The organism is Streptomyces sp. NPDC110618 (genome assembly GCF_055657065.1).
The window spans coordinates 262,724-289,510 of the sequence record NZ_JBVKBN010000004.1; the positions used below are offsets into that span (position 1 = coordinate 262,724).

Genomic DNA, 26,787 nt, shown 5'->3' on the forward strand with positions numbered 1-26,787 from the left:
GCCGCTTCGTAGGCTTCCCCGTATCCGGGAACCCGAAGCATTCGTACGAACGTACAGAGCGGCGTACGGGCCCGGCCACCGTACCGACGTACCCCCGAGAAAGGGCCCCGCCGTGGCTGCCAAGCGCCTCGTCGTGCTGGTCTCCGGATCCGGCACCAACCTCCAGGCGCTGCTCGACGCCATCAGCGACACCGGTACCGAGGCCTACGGCGCCGAGATCGTGGCCGTCGGCGCCGACCGTGACGGCATCGAGGGCCTGGCTCGCGCCGAGCGCGCCGGCATCCCGACCTTCGTACGAAAGGTCAAGGACTTCGAGACGCGCGAGGAGTGGGACGCCGCGCTCGCCGAGGCCGTTGCCGCCCACGAGCCCGACCTCGTGGTCTCCGCGGGGTTCATGAAGATCGTCGGCAAGGAATTCCTCGCCCGCTTCGGCGGCCGGTTCGTCAACACGCACCCCGCTCTGCTGCCCAGTTTTCCCGGCGCCCACGGCGTCCGTGACGCACTCGCGTACGGCGCCAAGGTCACCGGCTGCACCGTCCACTTCGTCGACGACGGCGTCGACACCGGACCGATCATCGCCCAGGGCGTGGTCGAGGTCCGCACCGAGGACGACGAGAGCGCTCTGCACGAGCGCATCAAGGAAGTCGAGCGCAGGCTGCTCGTCGAGGTCGTGGGGCGCCTCGCCCGCAACGGCTATCGCATTGAGGGACGAAAGGTAGTTATCCAGTGACCGCCGAGAGCAACAAGCGGCCGATTCGCCGGGCGCTCGTCAGCGTCTACGACAAGACCGGTCTTGAGGACCTCGCGCGTGGCCTGCACGAGGCGGGCGTCTCGCTCGTCTCCACCGGCTCCACCGCGTCCCGGATCGCCGCCGCCGGTGTGCCCGTCACCAAGGTCGAGGAGCTGACCGGCTTCCCCGAGTGCCTGGACGGCCGGGTCAAGACGCTGCACCCGCGCGTGCACGCCGGCATCCTCGCCGACCTGCGCCTGGAGGACCACCAGCGGCAGCTGGCGGAGCTGGGCGTGGAGCCGTTCGACCTGGTCGTCGTGAACCTCTACCCGTTCCGCGAGACCGTCGCCTCCGGTGCCTCGCCCGACGAGTGCGTGGAGCAGATCGACATCGGCGGCCCCTCGATGGTCCGCGCCGCCGCCAAGAACCACCCCTCCGTGGCGGTCGTCACCAGCCCCGCGCGCTACGGCGACGTCCTCGCCGCGGTCAAGGACGGCGGCTTCGACCTGGCCACCCGCAAGCGGCTCGCGGCCGAGGCGTTCCAGCACACGGCGGCCTACGACGTGGCGGTGGCGAGCTGGTTCGCCTCCTCCTACGCCCCGGTCGACGACTCGCAGTTCCCCGATTTCCTGGGCGCCACCTGGGAGCGCGAGAACACCCTGCGCTACGGCGAGAACCCGCACCAGCCGGCCGCCCTGTACGTCTCCGGCACCGGCGGGCTCGCCGAGGCCGAGCAGCTGCACGGCAAGGAGATGTCGTACAACAACTACACGGACACGGACGCCGCCCGCCGTGCCGCGTACGACCACGCCGAGCCGGCCGTCGCGATCATCAAGCACGCCAACCCCTGCGGTATCGCGATCGGCGCGGACGTCGCCGAGGCGCACCGCAAGGCGCACGCCTGCGACCCGCTGTCCGCGTTCGGCGGTGTGATCGCCGTCAACCGCCCGGTGTCCAAGGAGATGGCCGAGCAGGTCGCGGAGGTCTTCACCGAGGTCATCGTGGCGCCGGACTACGAGGACGGCGCCCTCGAAGTCCTCACCAAGAAGAAGAACATCCGCGTGCTGCGCTGCCCCGACGCCCCGTCCAACCCGGTCGAGGTCAAGGCGATCGACGGCGGTGCCCTCCTTCAGGTGACCGACCGGCTCCAGGCCGACGGCGACGACCCGGCGAACTGGACCCTGGCCACGGGTGAGGCCCTCTCGGAGGCCGAACTCGCCGAGCTGGCCTTCGCTTGGAAGGCCTGCCGCGCGGTGAAGTCCAACGCCATCCTGCTCGCCAAGGACGGTGCCTCCGTCGGCGTCGGCATGGGCCAGGTCAACCGCGTCGACTCCGCCAAGCTGGCCGTCGAGCGCGCGGGCGCCGAGCGTGCCCAGGGCTCCTACGCCGCCTCCGACGCCTTCTTCCCCTTCCCCGACGGCCTGGAGATCCTCACCGCGGCCGGCGTCAAGGCGGTCGTCCAGCCCGGCGGCTCGGTCCGCGACGAACTCGTCGTCGAGGCCGCCAAGAAGGCGGGCGTGACGATGTACTTCACGGGGACGCGGCACTTCTTCCACTGAACCCGAGCACGCGCCTGAACGACTCGGGGCGGCCCCGTCAGGGGGCCGCCCCGAGTCGCGTTGCGGTGGCTTCGGCCGCTCAGTAGTTCGGCCGGTTGAACCAGATGCTGCCGTTGCTGTTCGAGCTGTAGACGATGATCAGGACGCCGAGGACCAGGCTGATCAGGGCGAAGAAGTTGCCGCCGAGCAGGCTGAGAACGCTGAAGAGAGTCACCAGCGAGGCGTAGATGATCGCCGAGACGCGGACGCCGCCGCGGCCCGTGGCGAACCGCAGACCGTTGAGGAAGGCCCACAGCCCGAAGAGCAGCACGACCGCGCCGAAGAAGATCACGATGCCCGCGCCGATGTCGGCGATGGTCTCCGCGTCCTGCGAGGAGATGGTGCTGTCCGATTCGAGGAGCTCCTCGAAGTACTCGGCGAACCAGGCGCTGGCCGCGATCATCGCCACGCCGCCCAGGGCCTGGAAACCGGCCAGGACGAAGAGCATGACGCGGGCCGCGCGGACCGTGCCCGGCATCTGGACGGGGACGGCGGGGTAGCCGCCGTAGGGCTGGCCGGGCGGCGGGGCGACGGGGTAGCCGTAACCGGGCTGCTGCGGCTGGCCGTAGCCGGGCTGGCCCTGCGGAGGGCCGTAGGGATTGTTCGGGTCGCCGAAGCTCATGGCGATGTTCCTCCGTGTGTACCGATGTGGGGACGACGAGCGGCACGGTACGGAGGAAGGTTCTACAGATGCGGTTCGTCCCCCCGGTACTGCCCGCGGCACTGTCCTGCCATCGTTCTTCAGCGGCCGGTTCGTTGTCCAGCCGCAGTGTGCGTGTGTTGTGCAAGTGCAATATCGCCGATCATGGGCGCGCGCGGTGTGACCGAGCCCCCGTGGACCGGATTGGAACCGGGACCCCGTCATCGGCGAGGATGGGGCCATGACCGCCCAGATTCTCGATGGCAAGGCCACCGCAGCCGCGATCAAGTCCGATCTGACCGCCCGCGTGGCGGCGCTGAAGGAGAAGGGCGTCACGCCCGGACTCGGCACGATCCTCGTCGGAGACGACCCCGGCAGCCAGAAGTACGTCGCCGGCAAGCACCGCGACTGCGCCGAGGTCGGCATCGCCTCCATTCAGCGCGAACTGCCCGCCACCGCCACCCAGGAGGAGATCGAGGCGGTCGTGCGGGAGCTGAACGAGGACCCCGCCTGCACCGGCTACATCGTCCAACTGCCGCTCCCCAAGGGCATCGACGAGAACCGCATCCTGGAACTGATGGACCCGGCCAAGGACGCCGACGGTCTGCACCCGATGAACCTCGGCCGCCTCGTCCTCAACGAGCCCGCCCCGCTGCCCTGCACCCCCAACGGCGTCCTCACCCTGCTGCGCCGCTACGGCGTGGAGATCAAGGGCGCCGAGGTCGTGGTCGTCGGCCGCGGTGTGACCATCGGCCGCCCGATGCCGCTGCTGCTGACCCGGCGCAGCGAGAACGCCACCGTGACCCAGTGCCACACCGGCACCAAGGACCTCTCCGCCCACCTGAAGCGGGCCGACATCATCATCGCGGCGGCCGGTTCCGCCCACCTGATCCGCGCCGAGGACGTCAAGCCGGGCGCCGCCGTCCTCGACGTCGGTGTCTCCCGCAGTGCCGAGGGCAAGATCGTCGGCGATGTCCACCCGGACGTGCGCGAGGTGGCCGGCTGGATCTCCCCGAACCCCGGCGGTGTCGGCCCGATGACCCGGGCCCAGCTGCTGGTCAACGTGGTCGAGGCGGCGGAGCGCAGTGTCGGCTGACAGCGACCGGGACGACATCGAGGTGGCGGACGCGGTCAGCGCGCCCGACGCCGAGGGCAGGCCGCGCCGTACGACCCGCCGGTTCCCGCTGTTCACCCGGGACACCGCGCGGCCCGAGGGCGGCGGCCGGGCGGCCCCCGGCGACGCCCCGGCGCCCGCCCGTCAGTGGCCCATCCTGCTGGTGGCCGCGCTGGTCGGCACCGGCCTGCTGGTGACCGCCCTGGACGCCTTCCGCGCCGGCACCCTGCTGGTCGGCGCCGGCCTGCTGGTCGGCGCCCTGCTGCGCTGGCTGCTGCCCGGCGTCGGCATGCTCGCGGTCCGCTCCCGCTTCACCGATATCGTCACCTACGGCTTCATGGGCACGGTGATCGTCCTGCTGGCGCTGATGGTGCAGCCCAATCCGCTGCTGGAGATCCCGTTCCTGAAGGACACGTTGCACTTCACGGTCAGCAACTAGCGCCCCGGCGTTCCTGTGCGCGACGGCGGTCCGTCCCCTCCCCCGAGTCAGGACGGGCCGCCGCCGCGCATTTACCTTCCCCCGCCGGGAAGTTGCTGTTCAACGGCTGTCAGGGCGCTGTGTCACAGCGGTGACCGTTCCGCCACGGTGTCCGGGAGCTGCCACAGCGCCGGGCCGAACGGAACCGGCCACGGGTCCGCTGTCGTCACTCGAACGGGGCGGGAGAGGTGACGCGCCGTGGAGGTGAACGATGGGCGGCTGGCAGCCCTTGCCGGACGATCTGCCGCCGGAGGTGCGGCACTTCGTGACGCAGTTACGGCTCCTGAAGGACCGCACGGGCCTCAGCCTGGTCGCGCTGGGCGCGCGCACCGCGTACAGCAAGTCCTCCTGGCAGCGCTATCTGAACGCGGTCCAGCCGCCGCCCCGGCAGGCCGTGGAGGCCCTGTGCCGGGTGGCGGCGGAACCGCGGGAGGACGCCGACCGGTTCGTGGTGCGGTGGGAGCTGGCGGTGCAGGCCTGGCCCCGCCCGGCGCCGCCCAAGGGCGTCCCGGATCCGGCCGGCGGCGCCGACGGCTACGAGGACGACCCGACCCTGCCCTGGTGGGACACGCCTCCCGAGGAGCCGTCGCGGCGGCTGCTGCGGGTCGCGGTGGGGCTGGCGGTGGCGCTGGTTCTGGGTGTGGTGATCGGGGCCTTCGCCTTGGGGTGAGAAATCGATACCTGATCGAGGCCGTGGCCACCGGCCGGGAAAGCCGTGTGTTCGTGTGCTGTCGGTGACAGGATATGTGCGCTCTGTGTGGCGATGTGTTGACAAGTTTGCGGATTTCGACGGAAGTCGTTCAACAGTCGGGCTAGCGTGGCCAATCGGGACGGTCCGGGACGTCTCGAACAGCTGTCTGTGGCGTGATCCGGGGGGAGTGCGGCCGCGGGGGCGCGGGCGGTGGGACACTGGACCGCGGCCCGGTGGGCGTGCGACGGTGCACGCTCACGGCCCCCATGCTCCCGTGCGCCCCCACCCCGGGAACTGAGATCCTGACTGGGCGCATCCCTGTGGGTAGCCACACCGGGGACTCGGCAGCGGGCACGCGCGCGGGGGAAGAGACAGCACGACCGGGGGGAAGAGGGGGGTAGCAATGCCTCGTTGGCGGGACTTGCCGGATGAACTGGATCCGCAGGTCAGGGAGTTCGCTAGCCAGTTGCGTCGGCTCGTGGACCGCAGCGGTCTGAGCATCGCGGCGGTGGCCGACCGCACCGGCTACAGCAAGACGTCCTGGGAGCGGTATCTGAACGGCCGGCTGCTGGCGCCCAAGGGTGCCATCGTCGCGCTCTCCGAGGTCACCGGTACCAACCCGGTCCACCTCACGACGATGTGGGAGCTGGCCGAGCGGGCCTGGAGCCGCTCCGAGATGCGGCACGACATGACGATGGAGGCCATCCGGATCTCCCAGGCGCGGGCCGCGCTCGGGGAGTTCGGCGCGCCTCCGGCCAAGGCCAAGAGCGGCCGGGGGACCCGCAGGAGCGGCAGCGCGACGGCGACGCCGGGTGTGGCGGGTCCGGCCGGTGTCGCTCCCACGGTGCCGCCGGTGAACCCGGTGCGCGACGCCGCGGAGGAGGAGGCGGCCGCGTCGTCCTCCTCGGCTTCCTCGTCCGGGTCGGACGGCGTCAACTCCTGGGGCCTGGCGGGCTACCGGGGTCCGTCCCCGTCGGGCGGCGGCACGGTCGGGACGGGCGGTACGGGCCCGGCGGCGCCCCCCGCCGCCTCGTACGCGGGACCGCCGCAGGGGCACGGCCGCTCCGGCCCGCCCGCGGGGTCCGGCAACGGCAAGCGGCGGCTGACGATGTTCCTGGCCGGCCTGGTGGGCGTGCTGGTCGTCGTGGCCGGCGTGTTCTGGCTGATGAACCCGGGCGACGGGAAGAAGAACGAGGGCGCCACTCCCACCCCGACCCCCACGGCGACCAAGGAGACCGACCTCCCGCCGGGCGTCGAGTGCAGTGGGGCCTCCTGCACCGGCAAGGACGCGGAGGCCATGGGCTGCAGCGGCGACCTGGTCACCACGGCGCAGACCGCCAAGGTGGGCACCGCGGTCGTCGAGGTCCGCTACAGCGAGGTCTGCGGCGCGGCCTGGGGCCGGGTCACCCAGGGCGCTCAGGGCGACAAGGTCACGGTGAAGGCGGGCAAGAACGAGGAGAGCGGTGCCATCACCGCCGCGAACGACACCATCGCCTACACCCCGATGGTCGCGGTGAAGGACGCGGGCGACGCGACGGCCTGCGTGACCCTGGCGGCCGGGCAGGAGGGCTGCACCCAGTAGCCCCACGAAGTTCCGGGGCCGCGCGCATACTCGGCTCCATCGGGGGCACGCGACCGTTACCCCCACGGGAGTCCGGCGCACCGGCACCCCCACCGGCGGCCGTCCCAGGTCCTCCTCTCCCGGACCGGACGGCCGCCTTCCGTGTTCTCCGGGGCGCCCTTTCGTGTTCTCCGGGGTGCCGTTCGTTCTCCGGGGTGCCCTTTCGTTCTCCGGGGTGCCCTTTCGGGCGGCTGTGGGCCGGGCCACACCGCCCCGGACGTCGGGGATCACGCGGGCGCGATAGCCTGACCACTGATTCTCTTGATACCAAGAGATCGATCATCTGTACGTCCGTACCGGGGCAGTGCCGCCCCACCGCCAGCTGTCATACGGAGAACGCCATGACCCGCACTCCCGTGAACGTCACCGTCACCGGCGCGGCCGGCCAGATCGGTTACGCCCTGCTCTTCCGCATCGCCTCCGGCCAGCTGCTCGGCGCGGACGTGCCGGTCAAGCTGCGCCTGCTGGAGATCACCCCGGCGCTGAAGGCCGCCGAGGGCACGGCCATGGAGCTGGACGACTGCGCGTTCCCGCTGCTTCAGGGCATCGACATCAGCGACGACCCGAACGTCGCCTTCGACGGCGCCAACGTCGCCCTCCTCGTCGGCGCCCGCCCGCGCACCAAGGGCATGGAGCGCGGTGACCTCCTGGAGGCCAACGGCGGCATCTTCAAGCCGCAGGGCAAGGCCATCAACGACCACGCCGCGGACGACATCAAGGTCCTCGTCGTCGGCAACCCGGCCAACACCAACGCCCTGATCGCGCAGGCCGCCGCGCCGGACGTACCGGCCGAGCGCTTCACCGCGATGACCCGCCTGGACCACAACCGCGCGCTGACCCAGCTCGCGAAGAAGACGGGCTCGACGGTCTCCGACATCAAGCGCCTGACCATCTGGGGCAACCACTCCGCCACCCAGTACCCCGACATCTTCCACGCCACCATCGCCGGCAAGAACGCCGCCGAGGTCGTCAACGACGAGAAGTGGCTGGCCGAGGACTTCATCCCGACCGTCGCCAAGCGCGGCGCGGCCATCATCGAGGCCCGCGGCGCCTCCTCGGCCGCGTCCGCCGCCAACGCCGCCATCGACCACGTCTATTCCTGGGTCAACGGCACCGCCGAGGGCGACTGGGTCTCCATGGGCATCCCGTCGGACGGCTCCTACGGCGTCCCGGAGGGCCTGATCTCCTCCTTCCCGGTCACCTGCAAGGACGGCAAGTACGAGATCGTCCAGGGCCTGGAGATCAACGACTTCTCCCGCAGCCGTATCGACGCCTCCGTCGCCGAGTTGGCGGAGGAGCGCGAGGCGGTCCGCTCCCTCGGTCTCATCTGAGTCGGCCCTTCCCGAGCAACCCGCAGGCCCCGCACCGGTTTCCGCCGGTACGGGGCCTGCGGCCCGTTCCGGGCCCGGCCCTCCGGGGCCCGCTACAGGCTGCCCAACTCCTCCTGAAGCCGGTCCACATCGACCGTGTCGTCCGCCGAGGGTGTCCGGGACGGCACGGGTTCGTCGTAGTCGGAGAAGGTCAGCCGCACGTTCGTGTCTGTGCCGCGCTGGGTGGCCTCCACCAGGCGGTGCGGGGTGTCGGACGTGACGTAGAGCGTGGTGCGCGCGCCGTCCACCTCGCCGGTCAGCGGGATGACGTCCTCGCCGTCGCGGGTGGTCTCCTCGCCCTTCGTGAGCGAGAGGGACCCGGGGGAGTCGGTGCCGGAGTCGACGTCCCGCTGGAAGTTCTTCAGGTCGCAGGTGTCGGCCATGCCCTTGAGCAGGGCGTCGTCCGTGGAGCCGTGGATCCAGCGGTTCTTGAACAGTTCGGCCGCCGCATCGCCCTCGCCGCCCGGCACCTGCGCCTTCCAGAACGCGGTGTCCGGCTTCAGCCACACCTCGTCGCCCTGCTTGACGATCTCCACGGCGCCGCCGTCCGCGCCCATCTCCAGCGTCCCGACGCAGTTCCCGGACCGGTCCAGGGCCAGGTCCATCGCCGTCGGCTCGGTCCGGCTCGTCTCCTTGTCCGCGCTGCGGTCGGTCAGCGTCAGATGGACCGACTCCGCGTCGAGGAGATTGTCCTCCGCCTCCTCGGCCAGCTCCTGCGCGGTGGGATCGTCGGCCGCTGCCGCCATTGGGGCCAGCAGAAGCGTCGCGCCCATCGCGGCCGAGATCAGCGTCCTGACGGCCATGGCGTCACCTCCGTGCCGCGCACCGGTGCGTGCCGGGTGCGCGACGTCGCGCATCACCCACTCAGCGTACGTTTTGCCCTATTTGCCCGCATGTTCAGTGACGCCGCCCACTTTCGCCCCCCAATTGCGCATGTATTGCGGGAGCCCCGGGCAGGCGCCGGCGGTCCCCGAAGGTGACACCCCGTGTGACTCAGGGGCACCGCACAGGAACGGAAGGCAATACCGATCATGGCAAGGCAGCACGAACGACGGACGATCCACGTCGACGGCGAGTGGCGGGAAGCCGTCTCCGGCGCGACCCGCGCCATCATCGACCCGGCGGACGCCCGGCCCTTCGCCGTGGTCGCCGAGGGCGACGAGAAGGACACCGACCTCGCGGTCGAGGCCGCCCGGCGCGCCTTCCGCGAGGGCGACTGGCCGCGCACCCCGGTCGCCGAGCGCGCCGCCCTGCTGCGCCGCGTCGCCGACCTCCTGGTCCGCGACCGCGAGGAACTCGGCCTGCTGGAGAGCCGCGACGCCGGCAAGACGCTGGAGGAGGGCCGGATCGACATCGACTGTGTCGCCGACGCCTTCCGCTACTTCGCCGACCTCGTCGCCGCCGAGGCGCCGGGCCGGGTCGTGGACGCGGGCTCGCCCGACATCCACAGCGTGGTCGTGCACGAGCCGGTCGGCGTCTGCGCCCTGATCACCCCCTGGAACTACCCGCTCCTCCAGGCCAGTTGGAAGATCGCGCCCGCCCTCGCCGCCGGGAACACCTTCGTCGTCAAGCCGAGCGAGATCACCCCGCTGACCACGATCGCGCTGATCGACCTGCTCACCGAGGCGGGCGTCCCGGCCGGTGTCGCCAACATCGTCACCGGGCCCGGCCACACCGTCGGCGCCCGCCTCGCCGAACACCCCGACGTCGACCTGGTCTCCTTCACCGGAGGCCTGGTCAGCGGCGTCAAGGTCGCCCAGGCCGCGGCGGTTTCGGTGAAGAAGGTCGCCCTGGAGCTCGGCGGCAAGAACCCCAACGTCGTCTTCGCCGACGCCTGCGCCACCGCCGAGGGCTTCGACACGGCCGTCGACCAGGCCCTCAACGCGGCCTTCATCCACAGCGGCCAGGTCTGCTCGGCGGGCTCCCGGCTCATCGTCGAGGAGTCCGTCCGCGAGCCCTTCGTCGCCGAACTCGCCCGCCGCGCCGGGAGGATCCGCCTCGGCCGGGGCACCGACGACGGCGTCGAGTGCGGCCCGCTCGTCTCCGAGCAGCAGCGCGCCAAGGTCGAGTCCTACGTCGCCTCCGCGCTCGCCGAGGGTGCCGAACTGCGCACCGGCGGCAAGCGCCCGGAGCACCTGGGGGAGGGCTACTTCTACGAGCCGACCGTCCTCGACCGCTGCCACCGGGAGATGAAGGTCGTCCGCGAGGAGGTCTTCGGACCCGTGCTGACCGTGGAGACCTTCCGCACGGAGGACGAGGCCGTCGCCCTCGCCAACGACACCGAGTACGGCCTCGCGGGCGCCGTGTGGACCGCGGACGCGGGCCGCGCCCGCCGGGTGGCCGGACGGCTTCGCCACGGCACCGTCTGGATCAACGACTTCCACCCCTACCTCCCGCAGGCGGAGTGGGGCGGCTTCGGCAAGAGCGGCGTCGGCCGCGAGCTGGGCCCCGCCGGTCTCGCCGAGTACCGCGAGAGCAAGCACGTCTACCAGAACCTCGCGCCCAAGCCCGTCCGCTGGTTCGCCGGCTGAACCGCCCGCCCCGACCGACCTTCCTGGAGCAACCCCCCATGCCCGAGAACACCCATGTCTACGACTACGTCGTCATCGGCGGCGGCACCGCAGGGTCCGTCATAGCCTCCCGGCTCACCGAGAACCCGGACGTCACCGTCGCCGTCATCGAGGGCGGCCCCAGCGACGCCGGCCGCGACGACGTCCTCACCCTGCGCCGCTGGATGGGCCTGCTCGGCGGCGAACTGGACTACGACTACCCCACCACCGAACAGCCGCGCGGCAACTCCCACATCCGGCACAGCCGCGCCCGCGTCCTCGGCGGCTGCTCCTCCCACAACACCCTGATCGCCTTCAAGCCGCTGCCCTCCGACTGGGACGAGTGGGAGGAGGCGGGCGCCAAGGGGTGGGGCGCGGTGCCCATGGAGGCGTACTACGCCCGGCTGCTGAACAACATCGTCCCGGTCGACGAGAAGGACCGGAACGCCATCGCCCGCGACTTCGTCGACGCCGCCCAGGCGGCACTCGGCGTCCCGCGCGTGGAGGGCTTCAACAAGAAGCCGTTCACCGAGGGCGTGGGCTTCTTCGACCTCGCCTACCACCCGGAGAACAACAAGCGCTCCTCCGCCTCGGTGGCCTACCTCCACCCGGTGATGGACGAACGCGCCAACCTCACGCTCCTGCTGGAGACCTGGGCGTACAAGCTGGAGCTGAACGGCACCCGCGCCGAAGGCGTGCACGTCCGCGCCAAGGACGGTACGGAGTTCCTGGTCCGCGCCCGCAACGAGGTCCTGCTGTGCGCGGGCGCCGTCGACTCCCCGCGCCTGCTGCTGCACTCCGGTATCGGGCCCCGCGCGGACCTGGAGGCGCTCGGCATACCCGTCGCCCTCGACCTGCCGGGCGTCGGCGAGAACCTGCTCGACCACCCCGAGTCGGTGATCGTCTGGGAGACCCACGGCCCCATCCCGGAGAACTCCGCGATGGACTCCGACGCGGGCCTGTTCGTGCGCCGCGACCCCGAACAGCCGGGCCCCGACCTGATGTTCCACTTCTACCAGATCCCCTTCACCGACAACCCGGAGCGACTGGGCTACCGGCGGCCCGAGTTCGGCGTCTCCATGACCCCGAACATCCCCAAGCCCAGGTCCCGCGGACGGCTCTACCTGACCAGCCCGGACCCCTCGGTCAAACCCGCCCTGGACTTCCGGTACTTCACCGACGAGGACGACTACGACGCCCGCACCCTGGTCGACGGCATCCGCGTCGCCCGCGAGATCGCGCGGACCGAGCCGCTCGCGAGCTGGCTGAAGCGGGAGGTGTGCCCGGGCCCCGAGGTCCTCGGCGACGCCGAACTGAGCGAGTACGCCCGCAAGGTCGCCCACACCGTCTACCACCCGGCCGGCACCTGCCGCATGGGCGCCGTCGATGACGAACTGGCGGTCGTCGACCCCCAGTTGCGCATCCGGGGCCTGGAGGGCATCCGGATCGCCGACGCCTCCGTCTTCCCGACCATGACGGCCGTGAACCCGATGATCGGTGTGCTCATGGTCGGGGAGCGCGCCGTCGACCTGATCGGCGGTGACGCGTGATGAGTACCCCCGTCTTCGCGGTGGACGGCCTGTGGAAGGTCTTCGGCCCCAAGGCCTCCCACGTCCCCGCGAACCCCGAACTCGCCGCCCTCGACCCCGCCGAGCTGCGCGCCCGCACCGGCTGCACGGCCGCCGTCCGGGACGTCTCCTTCGACGTCCGCAAGGGCGAGGTCTTCGTCGTGATGGGCCTGTCCGGCTCGGGCAAGTCCACCCTGGTGCGCTGTCTGACCCGGCTGATCGAGCCCACGGCCGGCACCATCGCCATCGACGGCGAGGACGTGCGCGCCATGGACAAGTCCCGGCTGCGCGAACTGCGCCGTCACCGCGCGGCGATGGTCTTCCAGCACTTCGGCCTCCTGCCGCACCGCACGGTCCTCGACAATGTCGCCTACGGCCTGGAGATCCAGGGCATCGGCAAGGCCGAGCGGCGCGCGCGGGCCGCCGAGGTCGTCGCCAAGGTCGGCCTGGAGGGCATGGAGCAGCGCAGGCCGAGCCAGCTCTCGGGCGGCCAGCGCCAGCGCGTGGGCCTCGCGCGGGCGCTCGCCGTCGACCCCGAGGTGCTGCTCTTCGACGAGCCCTTCAGCGCCCTGGACCCGCTGATCCGGCGGGACATGCAGGAGGAAGTGGTCCGGCTGCACCGGGAGGAGGGCCGCACCATGGTCTTCATCACCCACGACCTGTCCGAGGCCCTCAAACTCGGCGACCGCATCGCCCTCATGCGCGACGGACGGGTGGTCCAGCTCGGCACCCCCGAGGAGATCGTCGGCTCCCCGGCCGACGACTACGTCCGCGAATTCGTCCGCGACGTCCCCCGCGACCAGGTCCTCACCGTCCACACCGCCATGCGCCCCGCCACGGCCGACGAGGCGGGCAGCGGCCCCGCGATCCCCCCGACGGCGACGATCTCCGAGGCCGTCGAGGCCGTGGCCCGAGCGGGGGCTGCGGCCCGGGTCGTGGAGGAGGGGCGGTGCGTGGGGGTGGTGGACGCGGAGGCGTTGCTGAACGTGATAGCCGGGGTGGGTCCTTCTTCTGACGCAGCTGCGGGCAGTAGTGCCTCCCCCAGTGCCTCAAGGGCCTGGGGGGACCCCCAGGCGGCACGGGTGGGCGCAGCGGCACCCGCCGAGCGCGGACCAGCGACCCCACCCCCGACCGCCGGCCCCAGCGAGGAGCTGGTGTGATGGCCACCGTCACCACAACCGCCCCTCGCACGGCGATACCCGGGGTGCTGCGCGGCGCCCCCGCCCGCAAACTCCTCGCCCTGACCCTCCTCGCCGCGCTCCTCGTCCCCCTCGCCCACACCCGCTGGGCCAGCGGCACCTGGCCGACCGCCCTCACCTTCGACCTCACCACCCCCCTCACCGACGCCAGCACCTGGATCATCGACAACCGGGACAGCCACCCCCTGTTCCTGTACGTCCTCGGCCACGTCAGCAACGCCGTCGTGCTCGCCGTACGCGCCGTCTATCTGCTCCTCCTCGCCGCGGGCTGGGCCGGCACCACCGCCTTCGCCGCCCTGATCGCCTGGCGCGTGGCCGGAGCCCGGCTCGCCCTCGGCACCGCCGCCGCGTTCCTCGCCTGCGGCGCGCTCGGCATGTGGGTGCCGACGATGCAGACCCTCGCCCTGATGGTGGTCGCCGTCCTCGCGTCGGTCGCCGTCGGCGCGCTCCTGGGCCTCGCCGCGGGCCTGTCGGACCGGCTGGACCGCGCCCTGCGCCCGGTCCTGGACACCATGCAGGTCCTGCCTGCCTTCGCCTACCTCCTCCCGGTCGTCCTGGTCTTCGGCATCGGCGTCCCCGCCGCCGTCCTGGCCACCGTCGTCTACGCCGCCCCGCCCATGGCCCGGCTCACCGCCCTGGGCCTGCGCGGCGCCGACAAGGAGGTACTGGAAGCGGTGGACTCCCTCGGCGCCACCGCCCGCCAGCGGCTGCTCACCGCCCGCATCCCGCTGGCCCGCAAGGAACTCCTGCTCGGCGTCAACCAGACGATCATGATGGCGCTGTCCATGGCCGTCATCGCCTCCGTCATCGGCGCCGGAGGACTCGGCGACCGCGTCTACCAGGCGCTGGCCTCCGTCGACGTCGGCGCCGCCCTGGCGGCCGGTATCCCGATCGTGCTGCTCGCGGTGGTCCTGGACCGCGTCACCGCCGCCGTGGGCGCCGCGACCGACGGCACCGCGCACCGCGGCCCCGCGCTGTGGGCGTACGCCTTGGTCAGCGCCCTCGCGGTCGCGGTCGCCGGACGCCTCATGAACCGGCTCGACTGGCCAGACGTCTGGGTGCTGGGGATCGCCGAGCCGGTCAACCGGGCCGTCGACTGGATGACCGCCCACCTCTACTCCGGCGTCCCCGTCATCGGCGGCACGGCCGCATGGGCGGGCCACTTCACCACCTGGGTCCTGGACCCCGTCCGCGACGGCCTGCTGTGGCTGCCCTGGTGGGCCGTGCTGCTCGTGGTCGCCGCCCTGTCCTGGCTGATCGGCACCTGGCGCACCGCGCTCACCGCGACCGGCGCCATGGCCGCGATCGGCGTGCTCGGCGTGTGGGAGCCGTCCCTGGACACCCTGTCCCAGGTCCTCGCGGCCGTCGCCGTCACCCTGTTCCTGGGCTTCGCGACCGGCATCGCCGCCGCCCGCAGCGACCGCGTCGAACGCCTGCTGCGCCCGGTGCTGGACGTCTTCCAGACGATGCCGCAGTTCGTCTACCTGATCCCGGTCGTCGCCCTGTTCGGCGTCGGCCGCGCCCCCGCGGTCGCCGCCGCCGTCGTCTACGCCCTGCCCGCGGTCGTCCGTATCACCGCGCAGGGCCTGCGCCAGGTCGACCCCGCCGCCCTGGAGTCGGCCCGCTCCCTCGGCGCCACCCCGTTCCAGCAGCTGTGGCAGGTCCAGCTCCCGCTCGCCCGCCGCTCCCTGCTGCTCGCCGTCAACCAGGGCGTCGTCCTGGTCCTCGCCGTCGTCATCATCGGCGGCCTGGTCGGCGGCGGAGCCCTCGGTTACGACGTCGTGTTCGGCCTCGCCCAGGGCGATCTGGCGACGGGCCTGGTGGCCGGTGCCGCCATCGTCTGTCTGGGCCTGATGCTCGACCGGGTCACGCAGCCGACGAGGAAGGGAGCCTGACATGCGGATTCGCATCGCCACTGGCGCCGCGCTCGGCGCACTGCTGCTGCTCACCGGCTGCGGCGCCGCCGACATGACCACACAGGCGTCGCCCTTCGCCAACGCCCGGGGCGCCCGCACGGTCACCCTGTCCGTCCAGTCCTGGGTCGGCGCCCAGGCCAACGTGGCCGTCGCCCAGTACCTGCTGGAGCACGAACTCGGCTACCGGGTCGACACCGTCCAGGTCGACGAGGTCCCCGCCTGGGACGCGCTCAGCCAGGGCCGCGTCGACGCCATCCTGGAGGACTGGGGCCACCCCGACCAGGAACAGCGCTACGTCCGGGACAAGAAGACGATCGTCAACGGCGGCGACCTCGGCGTCACCGGCCACATCGGCTGGTACGTCCCGACGTACTTCGCCGAACAGCACCCCGACGTCACCGACTGGAAGAACCTCAACAAGTACGCCGGGCAGCTTCGCACCCCCGAGAGCGGCAGCAAGGGCCAACTGCTGGACGGCTCGCCCTCCTACGTCACCAACGACAAGGCGCTGGTGAACAACCTGAACCTCGACTACAAGGTCGTCTTCGCCGGTTCCGAGGCCGCCCAGATCACCCAGATCAAGCAGTTCGCCAAGGAGGAGAAGCCCTTCCTGACCTACTGGTACGCCCCCCAGTGGCTGTTCGAGAAGGTCCCCATGACCGAGGTGAAGCTCCCCGCCTACAAGGAGGGCTGCGACGCGGACCCGGCGAAGGTCGCCTGCGCCTATCCGCGCACCCCGCTGCAGAAGTACCTCAACGCCAGCTTCGCCCAGGACGGCGGCGACGCGTCCGCCTTCCTGAAGAGGTTCCGCTGGACCACCGAGGACCAGAACGAGGTCTCCCTCATGATCGCCGACCAGAAGCTGAGCCCCGAGGAGGCGGCGAAGAAGTGGGTGGACAGCCACGAGTCCACCTGGCGTACGTGGCTGCCCTGACCCAACCTGCTACCCCAGCAGCCCGGCGATCCCCTCCGCCGCCCGCCGCTGAAGGTAGGGCCCGAAGGTGATCCGCGTGGCCCCCCGCTCGCCCAGTTCGGCGGGCGAGGGGCCCTCGCCGATCCGGGCGATCGCGTTGATCGGTCCCTCGATCTCCGCCCGCAGCAGCGGCAGTACATCGACGGGCGCGGCGATCGGATACACGCACTGCGCACCCGCCGCGCTGTACAACACCGCCCGCTCAATGGCCTGTTCGGGATCCGCGACACCCCGGACGAAGGTGTCGACGCGCGCGTTGACGAACAGTTCGTCCCCGGCGGCCGCGCACACCTCGGCGAGCCAGTCGGCGTGCCGCCGCGGGTCCTTGAGCACCCCGTTCTCGGAGTCCTCCAGGTTGCAGCCGACGACCCCGGCCTCCAGCAGCCGCTCCACCAGCTCCCTCGGCGCGAGCCCGTAGCCGCCCTCGACATCCGCCGACACCGGCACGTCCACGGCCCGTGCGATGCGCGCCACGGCCGCGAACATCTCCTTTGCCGGAGTGTGCCCGTCCTCGTACCCCAGCGAGGCCGCCACCCCGGCACTGGGCGTGGCCAGCGCCGGATACCCGGCCGCCTCCAGCGCCCGCGCGCTCGCCGCGTCCCAGGGGCCGGGCAGGATCAGCGGGTCCCCCTCCGGGCGCCGGTGCAGTGCCCGGAACACCTCCACGCGGTCGGTCATCGCCGGCCCGGCACGTAGTGGCCCGGAACCATCCGGCAGCTGACCCCGAAACGGTTCCACGCGTTGATCACCGTGATCGAGGCGAGCAGCTGGGCCAGCTCGGCCTCCTCGAAGTGGGCGGCCGCCCTCGCCCACACCTCGTCCGGCACGAACCCGTCCGTGAGCACGGTGACCGCCTCGGTCAGGGCGAGGGCCGCCAGCTCCTTCTCGGTGTAGAAGTGCGCCGACTCCTCCCAGGCGGAGAGCTGGACGATCCGCTCCACGCTCTCCCCGGCGGCGAGCGCGTCCTTGGTGTGCATGTCCAGGCAGAACGCGCAGTGGTTGATCTGGGAGACGCGGATCTTCACCAGCTCCAGCAGCTTCGGGTCCATACCCCGCCGGGCGGCCGCGTCCAGCCGGACCATGGCCTTGTAGACCTCCGGCACATGCTCGGACCAGTTCATTCGAGGGGCATGCTCGGGCGCGTACTCGACAGGGGCGGTGTGATCGGTGGTCATCGTCATGCCCTCGACCCTACGAACCGAAAAGCCCAGAGGTATGGTCCATTTCCATGGCAGACACATGGGCCACTTCGGGAGCCCTGGGTATCGACCTCCATCTCGAACCGGCCACCGGACCGGGACTGCGCCGGGGCCTCACCGACGCGCTGCGCGAGGCCGTCCGCACCGGCCGGCTCACCCCCGGCACCCGGCTGCCGTCCTCCCGTTCCCTCGCCGCCGACCTCGGCATCGCCCGCAACACCGTCGCCGACGCCTACGCCGACCTCGTCGCCGAGGGCTGGCTCACCGCCCGCCAGGGCTCGGGCACCCGGGTCGCCGAGGACCGCTCCACACCCCCCACCGCCGCCGTCCCCGCCCGCCGCGCGCGCCACCGCCCCGCTCACGACCTGACCGCGGGCACCCCCGACCTCGCAGCCTTCCCCCGCGCCGAATGGCTCAAGGCGGCCCGCCGCGCCCTGACCGCGGCCCCCCACGACGTCCTCGGCTACGGCGACCCACGCGGCCGCATCGAACTGCGCACCGCCCTCGCGGGCTACCTCTCCCGCGCCCGAGGAGTGCTCGCCGACCCCGAACGCATCGTCATCTGCGCCGGCTTCGCCCACGGCCTGCGCCTGCTGGGCACCGTCCTGCAGGCCCGCGGCGCCCGCACGATCGCCGTCGAGTCCTACGGCCTCCCCGAACACCGCAAGGTCCTCACCCGAACCGGCCTGACGACGACCCCGCTGTCCTTCGACGAACTGGGCACCGACCCGTCCGAGTTGCGGGACGCGGCCGCCGTACTGCTCACGCCCGCCCACCAGTTCCCCATGGGCACCGCCCTGCACCGCGCCCGGCGCACAGCCGTCGTGGACTGGGCCCGCCGCACCGGCGGTCTGATCCTGGAGGACGACTACGACGGCGAGTTCCGCTACGACCGCCAGCCCGTCGGCGCCCTCCAGGGCCTGGACCCCGACCATGTCGTCTACCTCGGCACCGCCAGCAAGGCCCTCGCCCCCGGCCTGCGCCTGGCCTGGCTGGTCCTGCCACCCGCCCTGGTGGAGCCGGTGGCGGCGGCCAAGGGCGACGTGGACACCTGCGGGGTGCTCGACCAGCTGACCCTGGCCGAGTTCCTTGACCGCGGCGCCTACGACCGCCACGTCCGCGCCTCCCGGCTGCGCTACCGGCGCCGCCGCGACGCCCTGGTCACCGCCCTCGCCGAACGCGCCCCGGACGTCCGGGTCACCGGCATCGCCGCCGGACTCCACGCCGTCCTGGGCCTGCCGCCCGGCACCGAGGCGACCGTCGTCCAGGCCGCCCACTGGCAGGGCCTGTCCCTGCACGGCTTGGCCCACTTCCGCCACGAACACGCCTGCGCCGAGCCCCTCGACGCCCTGGTCGTCGGCTATGCCACACCCCCGGACCACGCATGGGCGGGGGCCCTGGAGGCCCTGTGCCGGGTGCTGCCGTAAGGTGATCGACCAGCCGACGTACCCGGGGGAGAGACAGGACATGGCTGAGACGAAACGCCGACTGCGGTCCAGCACCGTCGTGCTCGGCGGCATGGGAGTCGTCGCGGCCGCCCTGACCTCCTGCGGCTCCGAGCCCGACCGCCGCTGTGTCGACCGCGACAGCTACACCTGGGACGGCTACAAGGTCATCGCCGACAAGAACTGCAAGTCCGGCTCCTCGGGCTCCTCCTACGGCTCCAGCGGCAAGAAGCGCAACGGCAGGGGCGGCACCGACGCCGCCTGGTACTACGACGCCGAGGTCGACAACGGCTACGCCGAGTACGGCACCTTCAGCCGCACCGAGGCCGTCGACCGCGGCGGCTTCGGCTGCTCCGGCTCCGGCAGCGGCGGCGGCTGAGCCGGACACCCGACGGACCCCGGACGCCCGACATGGAACGCCGTACCATCACCCCCCGCCCCGACTGGCAGCGCACTGTCGAGGAACAGGGGCTGATCTACCCGCTCACCCGCTACCCCGACAACTCCCTGCGCCCGTACTGGGACGAGAGCGCCTACTACGTCTTCTCCCTGGAGGAGGTCGAGGCGCTGGAGGAGGTCGTCGAGGAACTGCACCGCATGTGCCTGCGGGCCGCGGACCACATCGTCGGCGCCAACCGCTTCGCCGACCTCGGCATCACCGACCCGCGTCTGGTCGCCGCGATCACCGAGGCCTGGCAGCGCCGCGCCGAACTCCCCTCCGTCTACGGCCGTTTCGACCTGCGCTACGACGGACGCGGCCCCGCGAAGCTGCTGGAGTACAACGCCGACACCCCCACCTCCCTGGTCGAGGCCGCCTCTCCGCAGTGGTTCTGGATGGAGGAGCGCTTCCCGGGCGCCGACCAGTGGAACTCCCTCCACGAACGCCTCGTCGACGCCTGGAAGAAGCAGTCAGCCCTGCTCCCGCCCGGCAGTCCCCTGTACTTCGCGCACTCCTCCGCCGACGAACTCGGTGAGGACCTGATGACGGTCGCCTACCTCAAGGAGACCGCCGACCAGGCCGGCCTGGACACCGACTGGATCTCCATGGAGGAGATCGGCTGGGACCGCCTCTCGGGCCGCTTCGTCGACAACCGGCTGCGCTTCATCCGTAGTTGCTTCAAGCTCTACCCCTGGGAGTGGCTCACCACCGACCGCTTCGCCGACCACGTCCTGGACACCCTCGACAACGGCGGCGGCACCGGATCCACCCTCTGGATCGAACCGGCCTGGAAGATGCTCCTGTCCAACAAGGCCCTCCTGGCCGTCCTCTGGGAGCTGTACCCCGGCCACCCGAACCTGCTCCCCGCCCACCTCGACGGCCCCCGCGCCCTGGCCCGTACCACCGGCTACGTCGCCAAGCCGCTCCTCGGCCGCGAGGGCGCGGGCATCACCGTCCACGAACCCGGCGCCGACCCGGTCGTCCGCGACGAGCCCTGCTGCTACCAGGAGCTGGCGCCGCTGCCCGAGTTCGACGGCAACCGCGTCGTCCTCGGCGCCTGGGTCGTCGAGGACGAGTCGGCGGGCCTCGGCATCCGCGAGTCGGCGGGTCTGGTCACCGACGAGTACGCCCGCTTCCTCCCGCACGTGATCCTTTGAGCCGTGGGGGCCTCAGCCCTCCAGCACGGACGCGAGCTGCGCCAGCCCCCAGTCGAGGTCCTCCTCGGAGATCACCAGCGGCGGCGCGATCCGGATCGTCGCCCCGTGCGTGTCCTTCACCAGCACACCCCGGTCCATCAGCCGCTCCGACACCTCACGCCCGGTGCCGTGCTTCGGGGCGATGTCCACGCCCGCCCACAGCCCGCGCCCGCGCACCGCGGTGACCCGCTCGCCGTCCGCCAGCGCCGCCAGCTCACGGTGCAGACGCTCACCCAGCCGCGCGGACCGCTCCTGGAACTCGCCTGTGCGCAGCATCGCGATCACCTCCAGCGCCACCGCGCAGGCCAGCGGATTCCCGCCGAACGTCGAGCCGTGCTCCCCGGGCCGGAACACCCCCAGCACCTCCGCCGACGACACCACCGCCGACACGGGCACCACCCCGCCCCCGAGTGCCTTGCCCAGCACATACATGTCCGGCACGACACCCTCGTGCTCACAGGCGAACGTCCGCCCTGTCCGCCCGAGCCCGGACTGGACCTCGTCGGCCACGAACAGCACGTTCCGCTCCCGCGCCAGCTCCCGCACCGCCGACAGATACCCCTGAGGCGGCACCAGCACCCCCGCCTCGCCCTGGATCGGCTCCAGCAGCACCGCCACCGTGTTCTCGCTCAGCGCCGACCGCATCGCCGTCAGATCCCCGTACGGCACGATCTCGAACCCCGGCGTGTAGGGCCCGAAGTCCGCCCGGGCCTCCGGGTCCGTGGAGAAACTGATCAGGGTCGTCGTCCGGCCGTGGAAGTTGTTGCCCGCCACCACGATCTTCGCCATCTCCGCGGGCACGCCCTTGACCCGGTACCCCCACTTCCGGGCCGTCTTCACCGCGGTCTCCACCGCCTCCGCGCCGGTGTTCATCGGCAGCACCATCTCCATGCCGCACAACTGCGCGAGCTGCTCGCAGAACGCGGCGTACCGGTCGTGGTGGAACGCCCGCGAGGTCAGCGTCACCCGCTCCAGCTGCGCCTTCGCCGCCTCGATGATCCGCCGGTTGCGGTGCCCGAAGTTCAGCGCCGAGTAGCCGGCCAGCAGATCCAGATAGCGCCGGCCCTCCACATCCGTCATCCACGCCCCGTCGGCCGAGGCGACGACGACCGGCAGCGGCGCGTAATTGCGCGCGCCGTGCGCCTCGGCGGCGGCGATGAGGGTTTCCGTAGTGCTCACGGGACCTCCAGAAGACACCGGAAGACAAGCGGGACCCCCTTCCTATCCTTGCTCGGATGGTGGACGCGGGACCTTCACCCGACGGCGCGCCCGGTAGGCTGATCAGCGGGCCGTGACTGGCGCGCTGGGATGGGACCGACCATCGGGGAGCGGCCCGGTCGTGACTGTGTGCCGTGCGCCTGGGCCGAACCGTGAACGCTGAACGCCACGCCGTCCGGAGGCCGACATGCCCGAGCAGCCCCTTTCCCCCGAATCCACCGCCGTCCGCGCCGCGCTCGATGTGATCCGCGCCGTGGAGCCCCGCGTCGCCGACGCCATCGGGCAGGAGGTCCAGGACCAGCGCGAGATGCTCAAGCTGATCGCCTCCGAGAACTACGCCTCCCCGGCGACCCTGCTGGCGATGGGCAACTGGTTCAGCGACAAGTACGCCGAGGGCACCATCGGCCGCCGCTTCTACGCCGGTTGCCGCAATGTCGACACCGTCGAGTCGCTCGCCGCCGAGCACGCCAAGGAGCTCTTCGGCGCCCGCCACGCCTACGTCCAGCCGCACTCCGGCATCGACGCCAACCTCGTCGCCTTCTGGTCGGTGCTCGCCGCCCGTGTCGAGGCCCCCGCCCTGGAGAAGGCCGGTGTCCGCCAGGTCAACGACCTCTCCGACGCCGACTGGGCCGAACTGCGCCAGGCCTTCGGCAACCAGCGCATGCTCGGTATGTCCCTGGACGCCGGCGGCCACCTCACCCACGGCTTCCGCCCGAACATCTCCGGCAAGATGTTCGACCAGCGCTCCTACGGCACCGACTCCGCCACCGGCCTGCTGGACTACGACGCCCTGCGCGCCTCCGCCCGTGAGTTCAAGCCGCTGATCATCGTCGCGGGCTACTCCGCCTACCCCCGTCTGGTGAACTTCCGGATCATGCGGGAGATCGCCGACGAGGTCGGCGCGACCCTCATGGTCGACATGGCCCACTTCGCCGGCCTCGTCGCGGGCAAGGTCCTCACCGGCGACTTCGACCCGGTCCCGCACGCCCAGATCGTCACCACCACCACCCACAAGTCGCTGCGTGGCCCGCGCGGCGGCATGGTCCTGTGCGACGACTCCCTCAAGGACCAGGTCGACCGCGGCTGCCCCATGGTCCTCGGCGGCCCCCTCCCGCACGTCATGGCCGCCAAGGCCGTCGCCCTGGCCGAGGCCCGCCGGCCCTCCTTCCAGGACTACGCCCAGCGCATCGTCGACAACTCCCGCGCGCTCGCCGAGGGCCTGATGCGCCGCGGCGCCACCCTGGTGACGGGCGGCACCGACAACCACCTGAACCTGATCGACGTGGCCACCTCCTACGGACTGACCGGCCGCCAGGCCGAGGCGGCGCTGCTGGAGTCCGGCATCGTCACCAACCGCAACGCCATCCCCGCCGACCCCAACGGCGCCTGGTACACCTCCGGCATCCGCATCGGCACCCCCGCCCTGACCACCCGCGGTCTGGGCACCGCCGAGATGGACGAGGTCGCCGGTCTCATCGACCGGGTCCTGACCACCGCGCAGCCCGGCACCACCAAGTCCGGCGCCCCCTCCAAGGCCGCCCATGTCCTCGACGCGAAGATCGCGGACGAGATCTCCCGCCGGGCGACCGACCTGGTGGCCGGGTTCCCGCTCTACCCCGAGATCGACCTCGGCTGAAAACGCCCTGTTGAGTTGTCAAGGAACGATGACTCTCACAGATCGATGAGCTGCTGACGCGGTCCCTCACGCGGCGGTCCGGCCTCCCGCCGGGCCGCCGCGCGGCGTATCGCCAGCGTGCCCCCGGCACCGGACGCGAGGCCCACGGCCAGGCCCCCGGCCGCCCACCATCGGGTATCCGGCGCCGGTCCCGGGTCGTCGGCCTCGGGTGCCATGCCGCGGACCGGTTCGCCCAGCAGCCCGGCCCGGTCCATGCGCTCGTAGAGCGAGCGCGATGCCCGGTGCCAGCGGATGTCGTCGTCCTCGACCTCCGGTGCCGGGTCCGAGCGCACCCAGGGCGTGCCGTCCTCGGCGACGACCAGCTCGTCCTGCCGCTCGATCGCCACGTCCCCGCCCGGGATGCTGCCGGTCATGGGCCAGCCGCCCACGCCCGTCAGCCCCCACACCACACTGATCCGCACCGGGGGGTGCTTGCCCTCGCGCCAGGCGTCGGGCACCGGCTCCGTCCCGTTGAACGAGGGCTTCATCAGCTCCCACAGCTGGGCGAACCGCTCCTCGCCGGACGGCACCGCCGTCGGCTGCCCCGCCCCGCCAGCTACCACGATCGCGATGTCCGGCGGCCGGGTCGCGCCGTCGTCCGCCACGGCCGCCCGCACCCCGCCGCACAGCGCCAGCGCCGCCGCCACCGGCCCCAGCAGCGCGAGCCGCGCCACCGTCAGCCTCCCCGAGCCGCTCATCCGTCCTGGTCCTCTTCCCTGTTCCCGTCGATCCCGTTGATCCCGTCGCTCCGGCCGATCCGGTCCGCCCGCGGCGCTCACGCGTCCAGCAGCTCCTGCCGCGGTCCCTGTTCACCCGGCCCGCCCTTCCGGCCGCCCAGCCCCAGCCGACCCGCCAGGGGCCGTGCCGTCAGCGCCAGTGCCGCCCCGGCCGCGCCGCCGGGCAGGGCCCACCACCAGTCGGTGTCCTCGCCCGCCCGCGCGGACTCCAGGGGCCGGGGTGACGGCGTGGTCGGCGCCGAGGGCTCGGCCACGGGGCCGTCCTCCTGGGTCGACCGGTACATCTCCCGGAGCGAGAAGGCCGACAGATCCTCGCCGCCCGCGGGCTCGCCCATCACACCCACGTCGACGAGCAGCTCCCGGAGCCGCTCGGGCTCGGAGGCGCGGTGCCAGCTGCCCTTCGTCTGATCGGTGAGCTCCATCGACCGGTACACCCAGACGTCCTCGCCCCGGGTCACCGGGTAGATCCGGTCGATCCGCCAGGGCTCGGTGTCGTGTATGAGCCAGGTGACGGTGATGCCCCGGTCCGCCACCGCCCCGTCGGGCGGGGCGCCGAGCGCGCCCGCCTCCAGCAGGGAGTCCAGCTCGGTGTACTCCCGGTCCGAGTAGTACAGCCCCGCCGTCTCCCCGGTCGCCGGAGAGGAGAGGAACGCACTCGTCGGCCCTCCGGCCGACGCGGGTGCCGCGCCCCACACCCACATCCCCAGCGTCACCGTCAACGCCCCGGTCAGCGCCGCCAGTCGACGCCCAACGCCCGTCCCACCGCGTACTCGCCCGCGCATCCGAACCCCCGAACAGTCGATCGCCGAGCGGCCCGTCCGCGGGCCGCGTGTCACTTCTGGTACACCGCTCGACCCGCCGGGGTTCCCACCCGCGACCGACTATTCGGAGGACTTCTTCAGCGACTTCGCGATCTCCACCGCCCGCTCCTTCGACGGCACGCCCTCCAGGCGCAGCGTGAGCGTCTCGCCGTCCGGTGTGCCCGCCCCGTGCGTCCACAGCAGCGTCGGTCCGGCCGTGCGCTCCTTCCGGGTGTGCGGGGAGCCGTCCTCGCCCACCAGCCAGAAACTCAGCAGATGGGGCCGCGCGAACCACAGCGCGGGGTCCGGCGCCGAGGTGTCGCCCAGGGCGATGAACTCCGGCTGCTCCCGCACGGTCTTGACGAAGCCGATGTCCAGACGCTCCGGGAACTCGTCCAACCGGACCGTCCCGCCGCCCTCCTGCCAGCACAGGCTCACCAGGAACCGCCCGTCCGGCTCCTCGGTCACCGTCACCGCGTCCGGCCTGCCCAGCGCCGGCGGCACGGCGGGCGCGAACCCGGCCTGCCGCTCGGCCCGCGCCAACGACACCGACTCCGAGCGCTCGCAACGGATCACCTCGGCGCTCGCCGTCGGACGCGCCGAAGGGTCGTAGCGGACCCCGACGCCGCCGAAGTCGAACCAGTCCAGGACCGTCGCCCGCACCGGGGGAGTGAGCACGAGCACGGCGAGCAGGCCGCAGAACGTCACCGTCAGCGAACGCCACCGCACCCGGGTCCACCGGCGCGCCGACCGCAGCCGTTCCCCGGGCCGGGCGGGCTCGGCCACCGGCACCGGCAGACTCTCGGCGAGTATCTGCCCCAGCACCCGCTCGACCATCGTCTCGGGACCGTCCGCCCCGGGCCGGTCCAGGGACCTGCCGAGCGAACGCAGCTCCTCGGGCAGCCCCGGGCCGCCGTCACCGTCGTACGGCTCGCGCCTGTCGCTCATGCTCCTTCACCCCCTTCCCCGGGCTCGAAGTCCGGCAGCAGTCTGCCCAGCTTGCGCAGTGCGCGATTGAGACGGGACTTCACCGTCCCGCGGGGCCAGCCCAGGGCCTGGGCCGTCTCCGGCTCGTCCATCTCCAGCAGATAGCGGTAGGTGACGACCAGGCGGTGCTCCTCGCTCAGCTGCTCCAGCGCCGCCAGCAGGGCCGCGCGGCGCTCCGTCCGCAGCGTCGCCACCGCCGGGTCCGCCGACTCCGGTATCAGCGGCTCGGCCTCCGCCAGGGCCGCCTCACGGCCGGCGAGCGTGCGCTGCCGGGCCGCCGTACGCACTGTGTTCCTCGTCTCATTGGCGACGATCGACAGCAGCCACGGCCGGAACGCCGAGCCGTCCTTGAACCGGCCCAGCGCGCAGTACGCCTTGACGAATGCCTGCTGCACCACGTCCTCCGCGTCCGCACCGGCGCCGAGTGCGGCTGCCGCCCGCAGCGCGATGCCCGTGTGGGCACGCACCAGCTCCGCGTACGCCTCCGGCTCTCCGGCGCGTACCCGGGCGATCACCGCGGCCTCATCGACGATGCGGCCCCCCTCCCGCGTTCTCACACCCTTGTTACACCGCAGGAGACGGATCGGTTCCCACCTGTGTCAGATCAGATTTCGACAGGTTCCGGATCGGGTCCTGGAACCTGA

25 protein-coding genes and 1 riboswitch are annotated in these 26,787 nt (G+C 72.0%); of the genes, 16 read left to right on the plus strand and 9 right to left on the minus strand.

The window, feature by feature from the left end; genetic code table 11:
• Positions 1–112 precede the first annotated feature (112 nt).
• Together purN and purH are read left to right on the plus strand one after the other, a co-directional pair.
• On the plus strand, positions 113–730 hold the full coding sequence (gene purN / locus ACZ7L7_RS10030; protein ID WP_471428616.1) for a phosphoribosylglycinamide formyltransferase: 618 nt from the start codon (positions 113–115) through the stop codon (positions 728–730).
• Positions 727–2,289 carry a bifunctional phosphoribosylaminoimidazolecarboxamide formyltransferase/IMP cyclohydrolase gene (gene purH, locus ACZ7L7_RS10035; protein ID WP_453601086.1) on the plus strand — a complete coding sequence of 521 codons (1,563 nt, stop codon included), beginning with the start codon at positions 727–729 and terminating at the stop codon, positions 2,287–2,289. The genes purN and purH overlap by 4 nt, the downstream gene beginning before the upstream one ends.
• Positions 2,290–2,368: 79 nt before the next feature.
• Here the strand turns inward: purH and ACZ7L7_RS10040 are convergent, their stop codons facing one another.
• The gene (locus ACZ7L7_RS10040) at positions 2,369–2,950 is read right to left on the minus strand and encodes a hypothetical protein (RefSeq protein ID WP_285510535.1); all 582 of its coding nucleotides are present in this window, start codon (positions 2,948–2,950) and stop codon (positions 2,369–2,371) included.
• Between the two features lie 259 nt (positions 2,951–3,209).
• Between ACZ7L7_RS10040 and ACZ7L7_RS10045 the strand changes: the two genes are divergently transcribed.
• From ACZ7L7_RS10045 to ACZ7L7_RS10065, 5 genes are all read left to right on the plus strand, one after another.
• The gene (locus ACZ7L7_RS10045; protein WP_285510534.1) at positions 3,210–4,064 is read left to right on the plus strand and encodes a bifunctional methylenetetrahydrofolate dehydrogenase/methenyltetrahydrofolate cyclohydrolase; all 855 of its coding nucleotides are present in this window, start codon (positions 3,210–3,212) and stop codon (positions 4,062–4,064) included.
• Positions 4,054–4,521, plus strand: a complete 468-nt coding sequence (locus ACZ7L7_RS10050; RefSeq protein WP_285510533.1) for a DUF3017 domain-containing protein — start codon at positions 4,054–4,056, stop codon at positions 4,519–4,521. Before ACZ7L7_RS10045 ends, ACZ7L7_RS10050 begins: the two co-directional genes overlap by 11 nt.
• A 250-nt stretch (positions 4,522–4,771) precedes the next feature.
• Complete coding sequence (locus tag ACZ7L7_RS10055; protein ID WP_453601081.1) at positions 4,772–5,230, plus strand: helix-turn-helix domain-containing protein; 459 nt, start codon at positions 4,772–4,774, stop codon at positions 5,228–5,230.
• Between the two features lie 424 nt (positions 5,231–5,654).
• The gene (locus ACZ7L7_RS10060; protein WP_453601078.1) at positions 5,655–6,833 is read left to right on the plus strand and encodes an XRE family transcriptional regulator; all 1,179 of its coding nucleotides are present in this window, start codon (positions 5,655–5,657) and stop codon (positions 6,831–6,833) included.
• A 380-nt stretch (positions 6,834–7,213) separates the two neighbouring features.
• On the plus strand, positions 7,214–8,203 hold the full coding sequence (locus ACZ7L7_RS10065; protein WP_285510530.1) for a malate dehydrogenase: 990 nt from the start codon (positions 7,214–7,216) through the stop codon (positions 8,201–8,203).
• 92 nt (positions 8,204–8,295) lie between these two features.
• On the opposite strand, the gene ACZ7L7_RS10070 is transcribed toward ACZ7L7_RS10065, so the two are convergent.
• Positions 8,296–9,045, minus strand: coding sequence for a LolA-like protein (locus ACZ7L7_RS10070; protein ID WP_285510529.1), 750 nt, complete (start codon positions 9,043–9,045; stop codon positions 8,296–8,298).
• Positions 9,046–9,273: 228 nt separating this feature from the next.
• Between ACZ7L7_RS10070 and ACZ7L7_RS10075 the strand changes: the two genes are divergently transcribed.
• Genes ACZ7L7_RS10075 through ACZ7L7_RS10095 form a run of 5 tightly spaced genes read left to right on the plus strand, consistent with a single transcriptional unit; the run spans position 9,274 to position 16,408 of the window.
• Complete coding sequence (locus ACZ7L7_RS10075) at positions 9,274–10,773, plus strand: aldehyde dehydrogenase family protein (protein ID WP_453601073.1); 1,500 nt, start codon at positions 9,274–9,276, stop codon at positions 10,771–10,773.
• A 38-nt stretch (positions 10,774–10,811) separates the two neighbouring features.
• Complete coding sequence (locus tag ACZ7L7_RS10080; protein ID WP_285510527.1) at positions 10,812–12,341, plus strand: GMC family oxidoreductase; 1,530 nt, start codon at positions 10,812–10,814, stop codon at positions 12,339–12,341.
• Entirely contained in the window at positions 12,341–13,519 is a 1,179-nt protein-coding gene (locus ACZ7L7_RS10085; RefSeq protein ID WP_471593362.1) for a quaternary amine ABC transporter ATP-binding protein, read from the plus strand. Before ACZ7L7_RS10080 ends, ACZ7L7_RS10085 begins: the two co-directional genes overlap by 1 nt.
• On the plus strand, positions 13,519–15,453 hold the full coding sequence (locus tag ACZ7L7_RS10090) for an ABC transporter permease (RefSeq protein ID WP_453601067.1): 1,935 nt from the start codon (positions 13,519–13,521) through the stop codon (positions 15,451–15,453). The genes ACZ7L7_RS10085 and ACZ7L7_RS10090 overlap by 1 nt, the downstream gene beginning before the upstream one ends.
• Position 15,454: 1 nt before the next feature.
• On the plus strand, positions 15,455–16,408 hold the full coding sequence (locus ACZ7L7_RS10095) for an ABC transporter substrate-binding protein (protein WP_472075502.1): 954 nt from the start codon (positions 15,455–15,457) through the stop codon (positions 16,406–16,408).
• 9 nt (positions 16,409–16,417) lie between these two features.
• Here ACZ7L7_RS10095 and ACZ7L7_RS10100 read toward each other — a convergent pair whose 3' ends face one another.
• Positions 16,418–17,125, minus strand: coding sequence for an isocitrate lyase/PEP mutase family protein (locus tag ACZ7L7_RS10100; protein ID WP_471428624.1), 708 nt, complete (start codon positions 17,123–17,125; stop codon positions 16,418–16,420).
• Positions 17,122–17,622: a carboxymuconolactone decarboxylase family protein gene (locus tag ACZ7L7_RS10105; RefSeq protein WP_472075608.1), complete on the minus strand. Its 501-nt coding sequence runs from the start codon at positions 17,620–17,622 to the stop codon at positions 17,122–17,124. Before ACZ7L7_RS10105 ends, ACZ7L7_RS10100 begins: the two co-directional genes overlap by 4 nt.
• Before the next feature lie 53 nt (positions 17,623–17,675).
• On the opposite strand from ACZ7L7_RS10105, the gene pdxR reads away from it, so the two are divergent.
• From pdxR to ACZ7L7_RS10120, 3 genes are read left to right on the plus strand one after another with little or no spacing between them, the layout of a single operon-like run.
• On the plus strand, positions 17,676–19,073 hold the full coding sequence (gene pdxR / locus ACZ7L7_RS10110; protein ID WP_285510522.1) for a MocR-like pyridoxine biosynthesis transcription factor PdxR: 1,398 nt from the start codon (positions 17,676–17,678) through the stop codon (positions 19,071–19,073).
• Positions 19,074–19,113: 40 nt separating this feature from the next.
• The gene (locus tag ACZ7L7_RS10115) at positions 19,114–19,470 is read left to right on the plus strand and encodes a hypothetical protein (RefSeq protein ID WP_285510521.1); all 357 of its coding nucleotides are present in this window, start codon (positions 19,114–19,116) and stop codon (positions 19,468–19,470) included.
• 32 nt (positions 19,471–19,502) lie between these two features.
• Positions 19,503–20,687, plus strand: a complete 1,185-nt coding sequence (locus ACZ7L7_RS10120) for a glutathionylspermidine synthase family protein (protein WP_453601057.1) — start codon at positions 19,503–19,505, stop codon at positions 20,685–20,687.
• Between the two features lie 12 nt (positions 20,688–20,699).
• Here the strand turns inward: ACZ7L7_RS10120 and rocD are convergent, their stop codons facing one another.
• Positions 20,700–21,905, minus strand: coding sequence for an ornithine--oxo-acid transaminase (rocD, locus tag ACZ7L7_RS10125; protein WP_285510519.1), 1,206 nt, complete (start codon positions 21,903–21,905; stop codon positions 20,700–20,702).
• A 102-nt stretch (positions 21,906–22,007) separates the two neighbouring features.
• A riboswitch (ZMP/ZTP riboswitch) is annotated at positions 22,008–22,097 on the plus strand.
• A 34-nt stretch (positions 22,098–22,131) separates the two neighbouring features.
• On the opposite strand from rocD, the gene ACZ7L7_RS10130 reads away from it, so the two are divergent.
• Positions 22,132–23,580 (plus strand): glycine hydroxymethyltransferase, encoded by a 1,449-nt coding sequence (locus ACZ7L7_RS10130; protein WP_285510518.1) that lies wholly within the window; start codon positions 22,132–22,134, stop codon positions 23,578–23,580.
• Between the two features lie 35 nt (positions 23,581–23,615).
• Here the strand turns inward: ACZ7L7_RS10130 and ACZ7L7_RS10135 are convergent, their stop codons facing one another.
• The 4 genes from ACZ7L7_RS10135 to ACZ7L7_RS10150 form a co-directional block, all read right to left on the minus strand.
• Positions 23,616–24,317: a hypothetical protein gene (locus ACZ7L7_RS10135; protein WP_453601053.1), complete on the minus strand. Its 702-nt coding sequence runs from the start codon at positions 24,315–24,317 to the stop codon at positions 23,616–23,618.
• A 77-nt stretch (positions 24,318–24,394) separates the two neighbouring features.
• The gene (locus ACZ7L7_RS10140; RefSeq protein ID WP_472075506.1) at positions 24,395–25,069 is read right to left on the minus strand and encodes a hypothetical protein; all 675 of its coding nucleotides are present in this window, start codon (positions 25,067–25,069) and stop codon (positions 24,395–24,397) included.
• Positions 25,070–25,237: 168 nt separating this feature from the next.
• Complete coding sequence (locus ACZ7L7_RS10145; protein ID WP_285510515.1) at positions 25,238–26,104, minus strand: hypothetical protein; 867 nt, start codon at positions 26,102–26,104, stop codon at positions 25,238–25,240.
• On the minus strand, positions 26,101–26,700 hold the full coding sequence (locus ACZ7L7_RS10150) for an RNA polymerase sigma factor (RefSeq protein ID WP_453601049.1): 600 nt from the start codon (positions 26,698–26,700) through the stop codon (positions 26,101–26,103). Before ACZ7L7_RS10150 ends, ACZ7L7_RS10145 begins: the two co-directional genes overlap by 4 nt.
• Positions 26,701–26,787: the final 87 nt, after the last annotated feature.

Bases quoted from the DNA above. Each gene is read 5' to 3' on its own strand.
- ACZ7L7_RS10040 (WP_285510535.1), bottom strand. From the start codon at position 2,950: ATGAGCTTCGGCGACCCGAACAATCCCTACGGCCCTCCGCAGGGCCAG.
- ACZ7L7_RS10045 (WP_285510534.1), top strand. From the start codon at position 3,210: ATGACCGCCCAGATTCTCGATGGCAAGGCCACCGCAGCCGCGATCAAG.
- ACZ7L7_RS10055 (WP_453601081.1), top strand. From the start codon at position 4,772: ATGGGCGGCTGGCAGCCCTTGCCGGACGATCTGCCGCCGGAGGTGCGG.
- ACZ7L7_RS10060 (WP_453601078.1), top strand. From the start codon at position 5,655: ATGCCTCGTTGGCGGGACTTGCCGGATGAACTGGATCCGCAGGTCAGG.
- ACZ7L7_RS10065 (WP_285510530.1), top strand. From the start codon at position 7,214: ATGACCCGCACTCCCGTGAACGTCACCGTCACCGGCGCGGCCGGCCAG.
- ACZ7L7_RS10070 (WP_285510529.1), bottom strand. From the start codon at position 9,045: ATGGCCGTCAGGACGCTGATCTCGGCCGCGATGGGCGCGACGCTTCTG.
- ACZ7L7_RS10075 (WP_453601073.1), top strand. From the start codon at position 9,274: ATGGCAAGGCAGCACGAACGACGGACGATCCACGTCGACGGCGAGTGG.
- ACZ7L7_RS10080 (WP_285510527.1), top strand. From the start codon at position 10,812: ATGCCCGAGAACACCCATGTCTACGACTACGTCGTCATCGGCGGCGGC.
- ACZ7L7_RS10085 (WP_471593362.1), top strand. From the start codon at position 12,341: ATGAGTACCCCCGTCTTCGCGGTGGACGGCCTGTGGAAGGTCTTCGGC.
- ACZ7L7_RS10090 (WP_453601067.1), top strand. From the start codon at position 13,519: ATGGCCACCGTCACCACAACCGCCCCTCGCACGGCGATACCCGGGGTG.
- ACZ7L7_RS10095 (WP_472075502.1), top strand. From the start codon at position 15,455: ATGCGGATTCGCATCGCCACTGGCGCCGCGCTCGGCGCACTGCTGCTG.
- ACZ7L7_RS10100 (WP_471428624.1), bottom strand. From the start codon at position 17,125: ATGACCGACCGCGTGGAGGTGTTCCGGGCACTGCACCGGCGCCCGGAG.
- ACZ7L7_RS10105 (WP_472075608.1), bottom strand. From the start codon at position 17,622: ATGACCACCGATCACACCGCCCCTGTCGAGTACGCGCCCGAGCATGCC.
- pdxR (WP_285510522.1), top strand. From the start codon at position 17,676: ATGGCAGACACATGGGCCACTTCGGGAGCCCTGGGTATCGACCTCCAT.
- ACZ7L7_RS10115 (WP_285510521.1), top strand. From the start codon at position 19,114: ATGGCTGAGACGAAACGCCGACTGCGGTCCAGCACCGTCGTGCTCGGC.
- ACZ7L7_RS10120 (WP_453601057.1), top strand. From the start codon at position 19,503: ATGGAACGCCGTACCATCACCCCCCGCCCCGACTGGCAGCGCACTGTC.
- ACZ7L7_RS10130 (WP_285510518.1), top strand. From the start codon at position 22,132: ATGCCCGAGCAGCCCCTTTCCCCCGAATCCACCGCCGTCCGCGCCGCG.
- ACZ7L7_RS10135 (WP_453601053.1), bottom strand. From the start codon at position 24,317: ATGAGCGGCTCGGGGAGGCTGACGGTGGCGCGGCTCGCGCTGCTGGGG.
- ACZ7L7_RS10145 (WP_285510515.1), bottom strand. From the start codon at position 26,104: ATGAGCGACAGGCGCGAGCCGTACGACGGTGACGGCGGCCCGGGGCTG.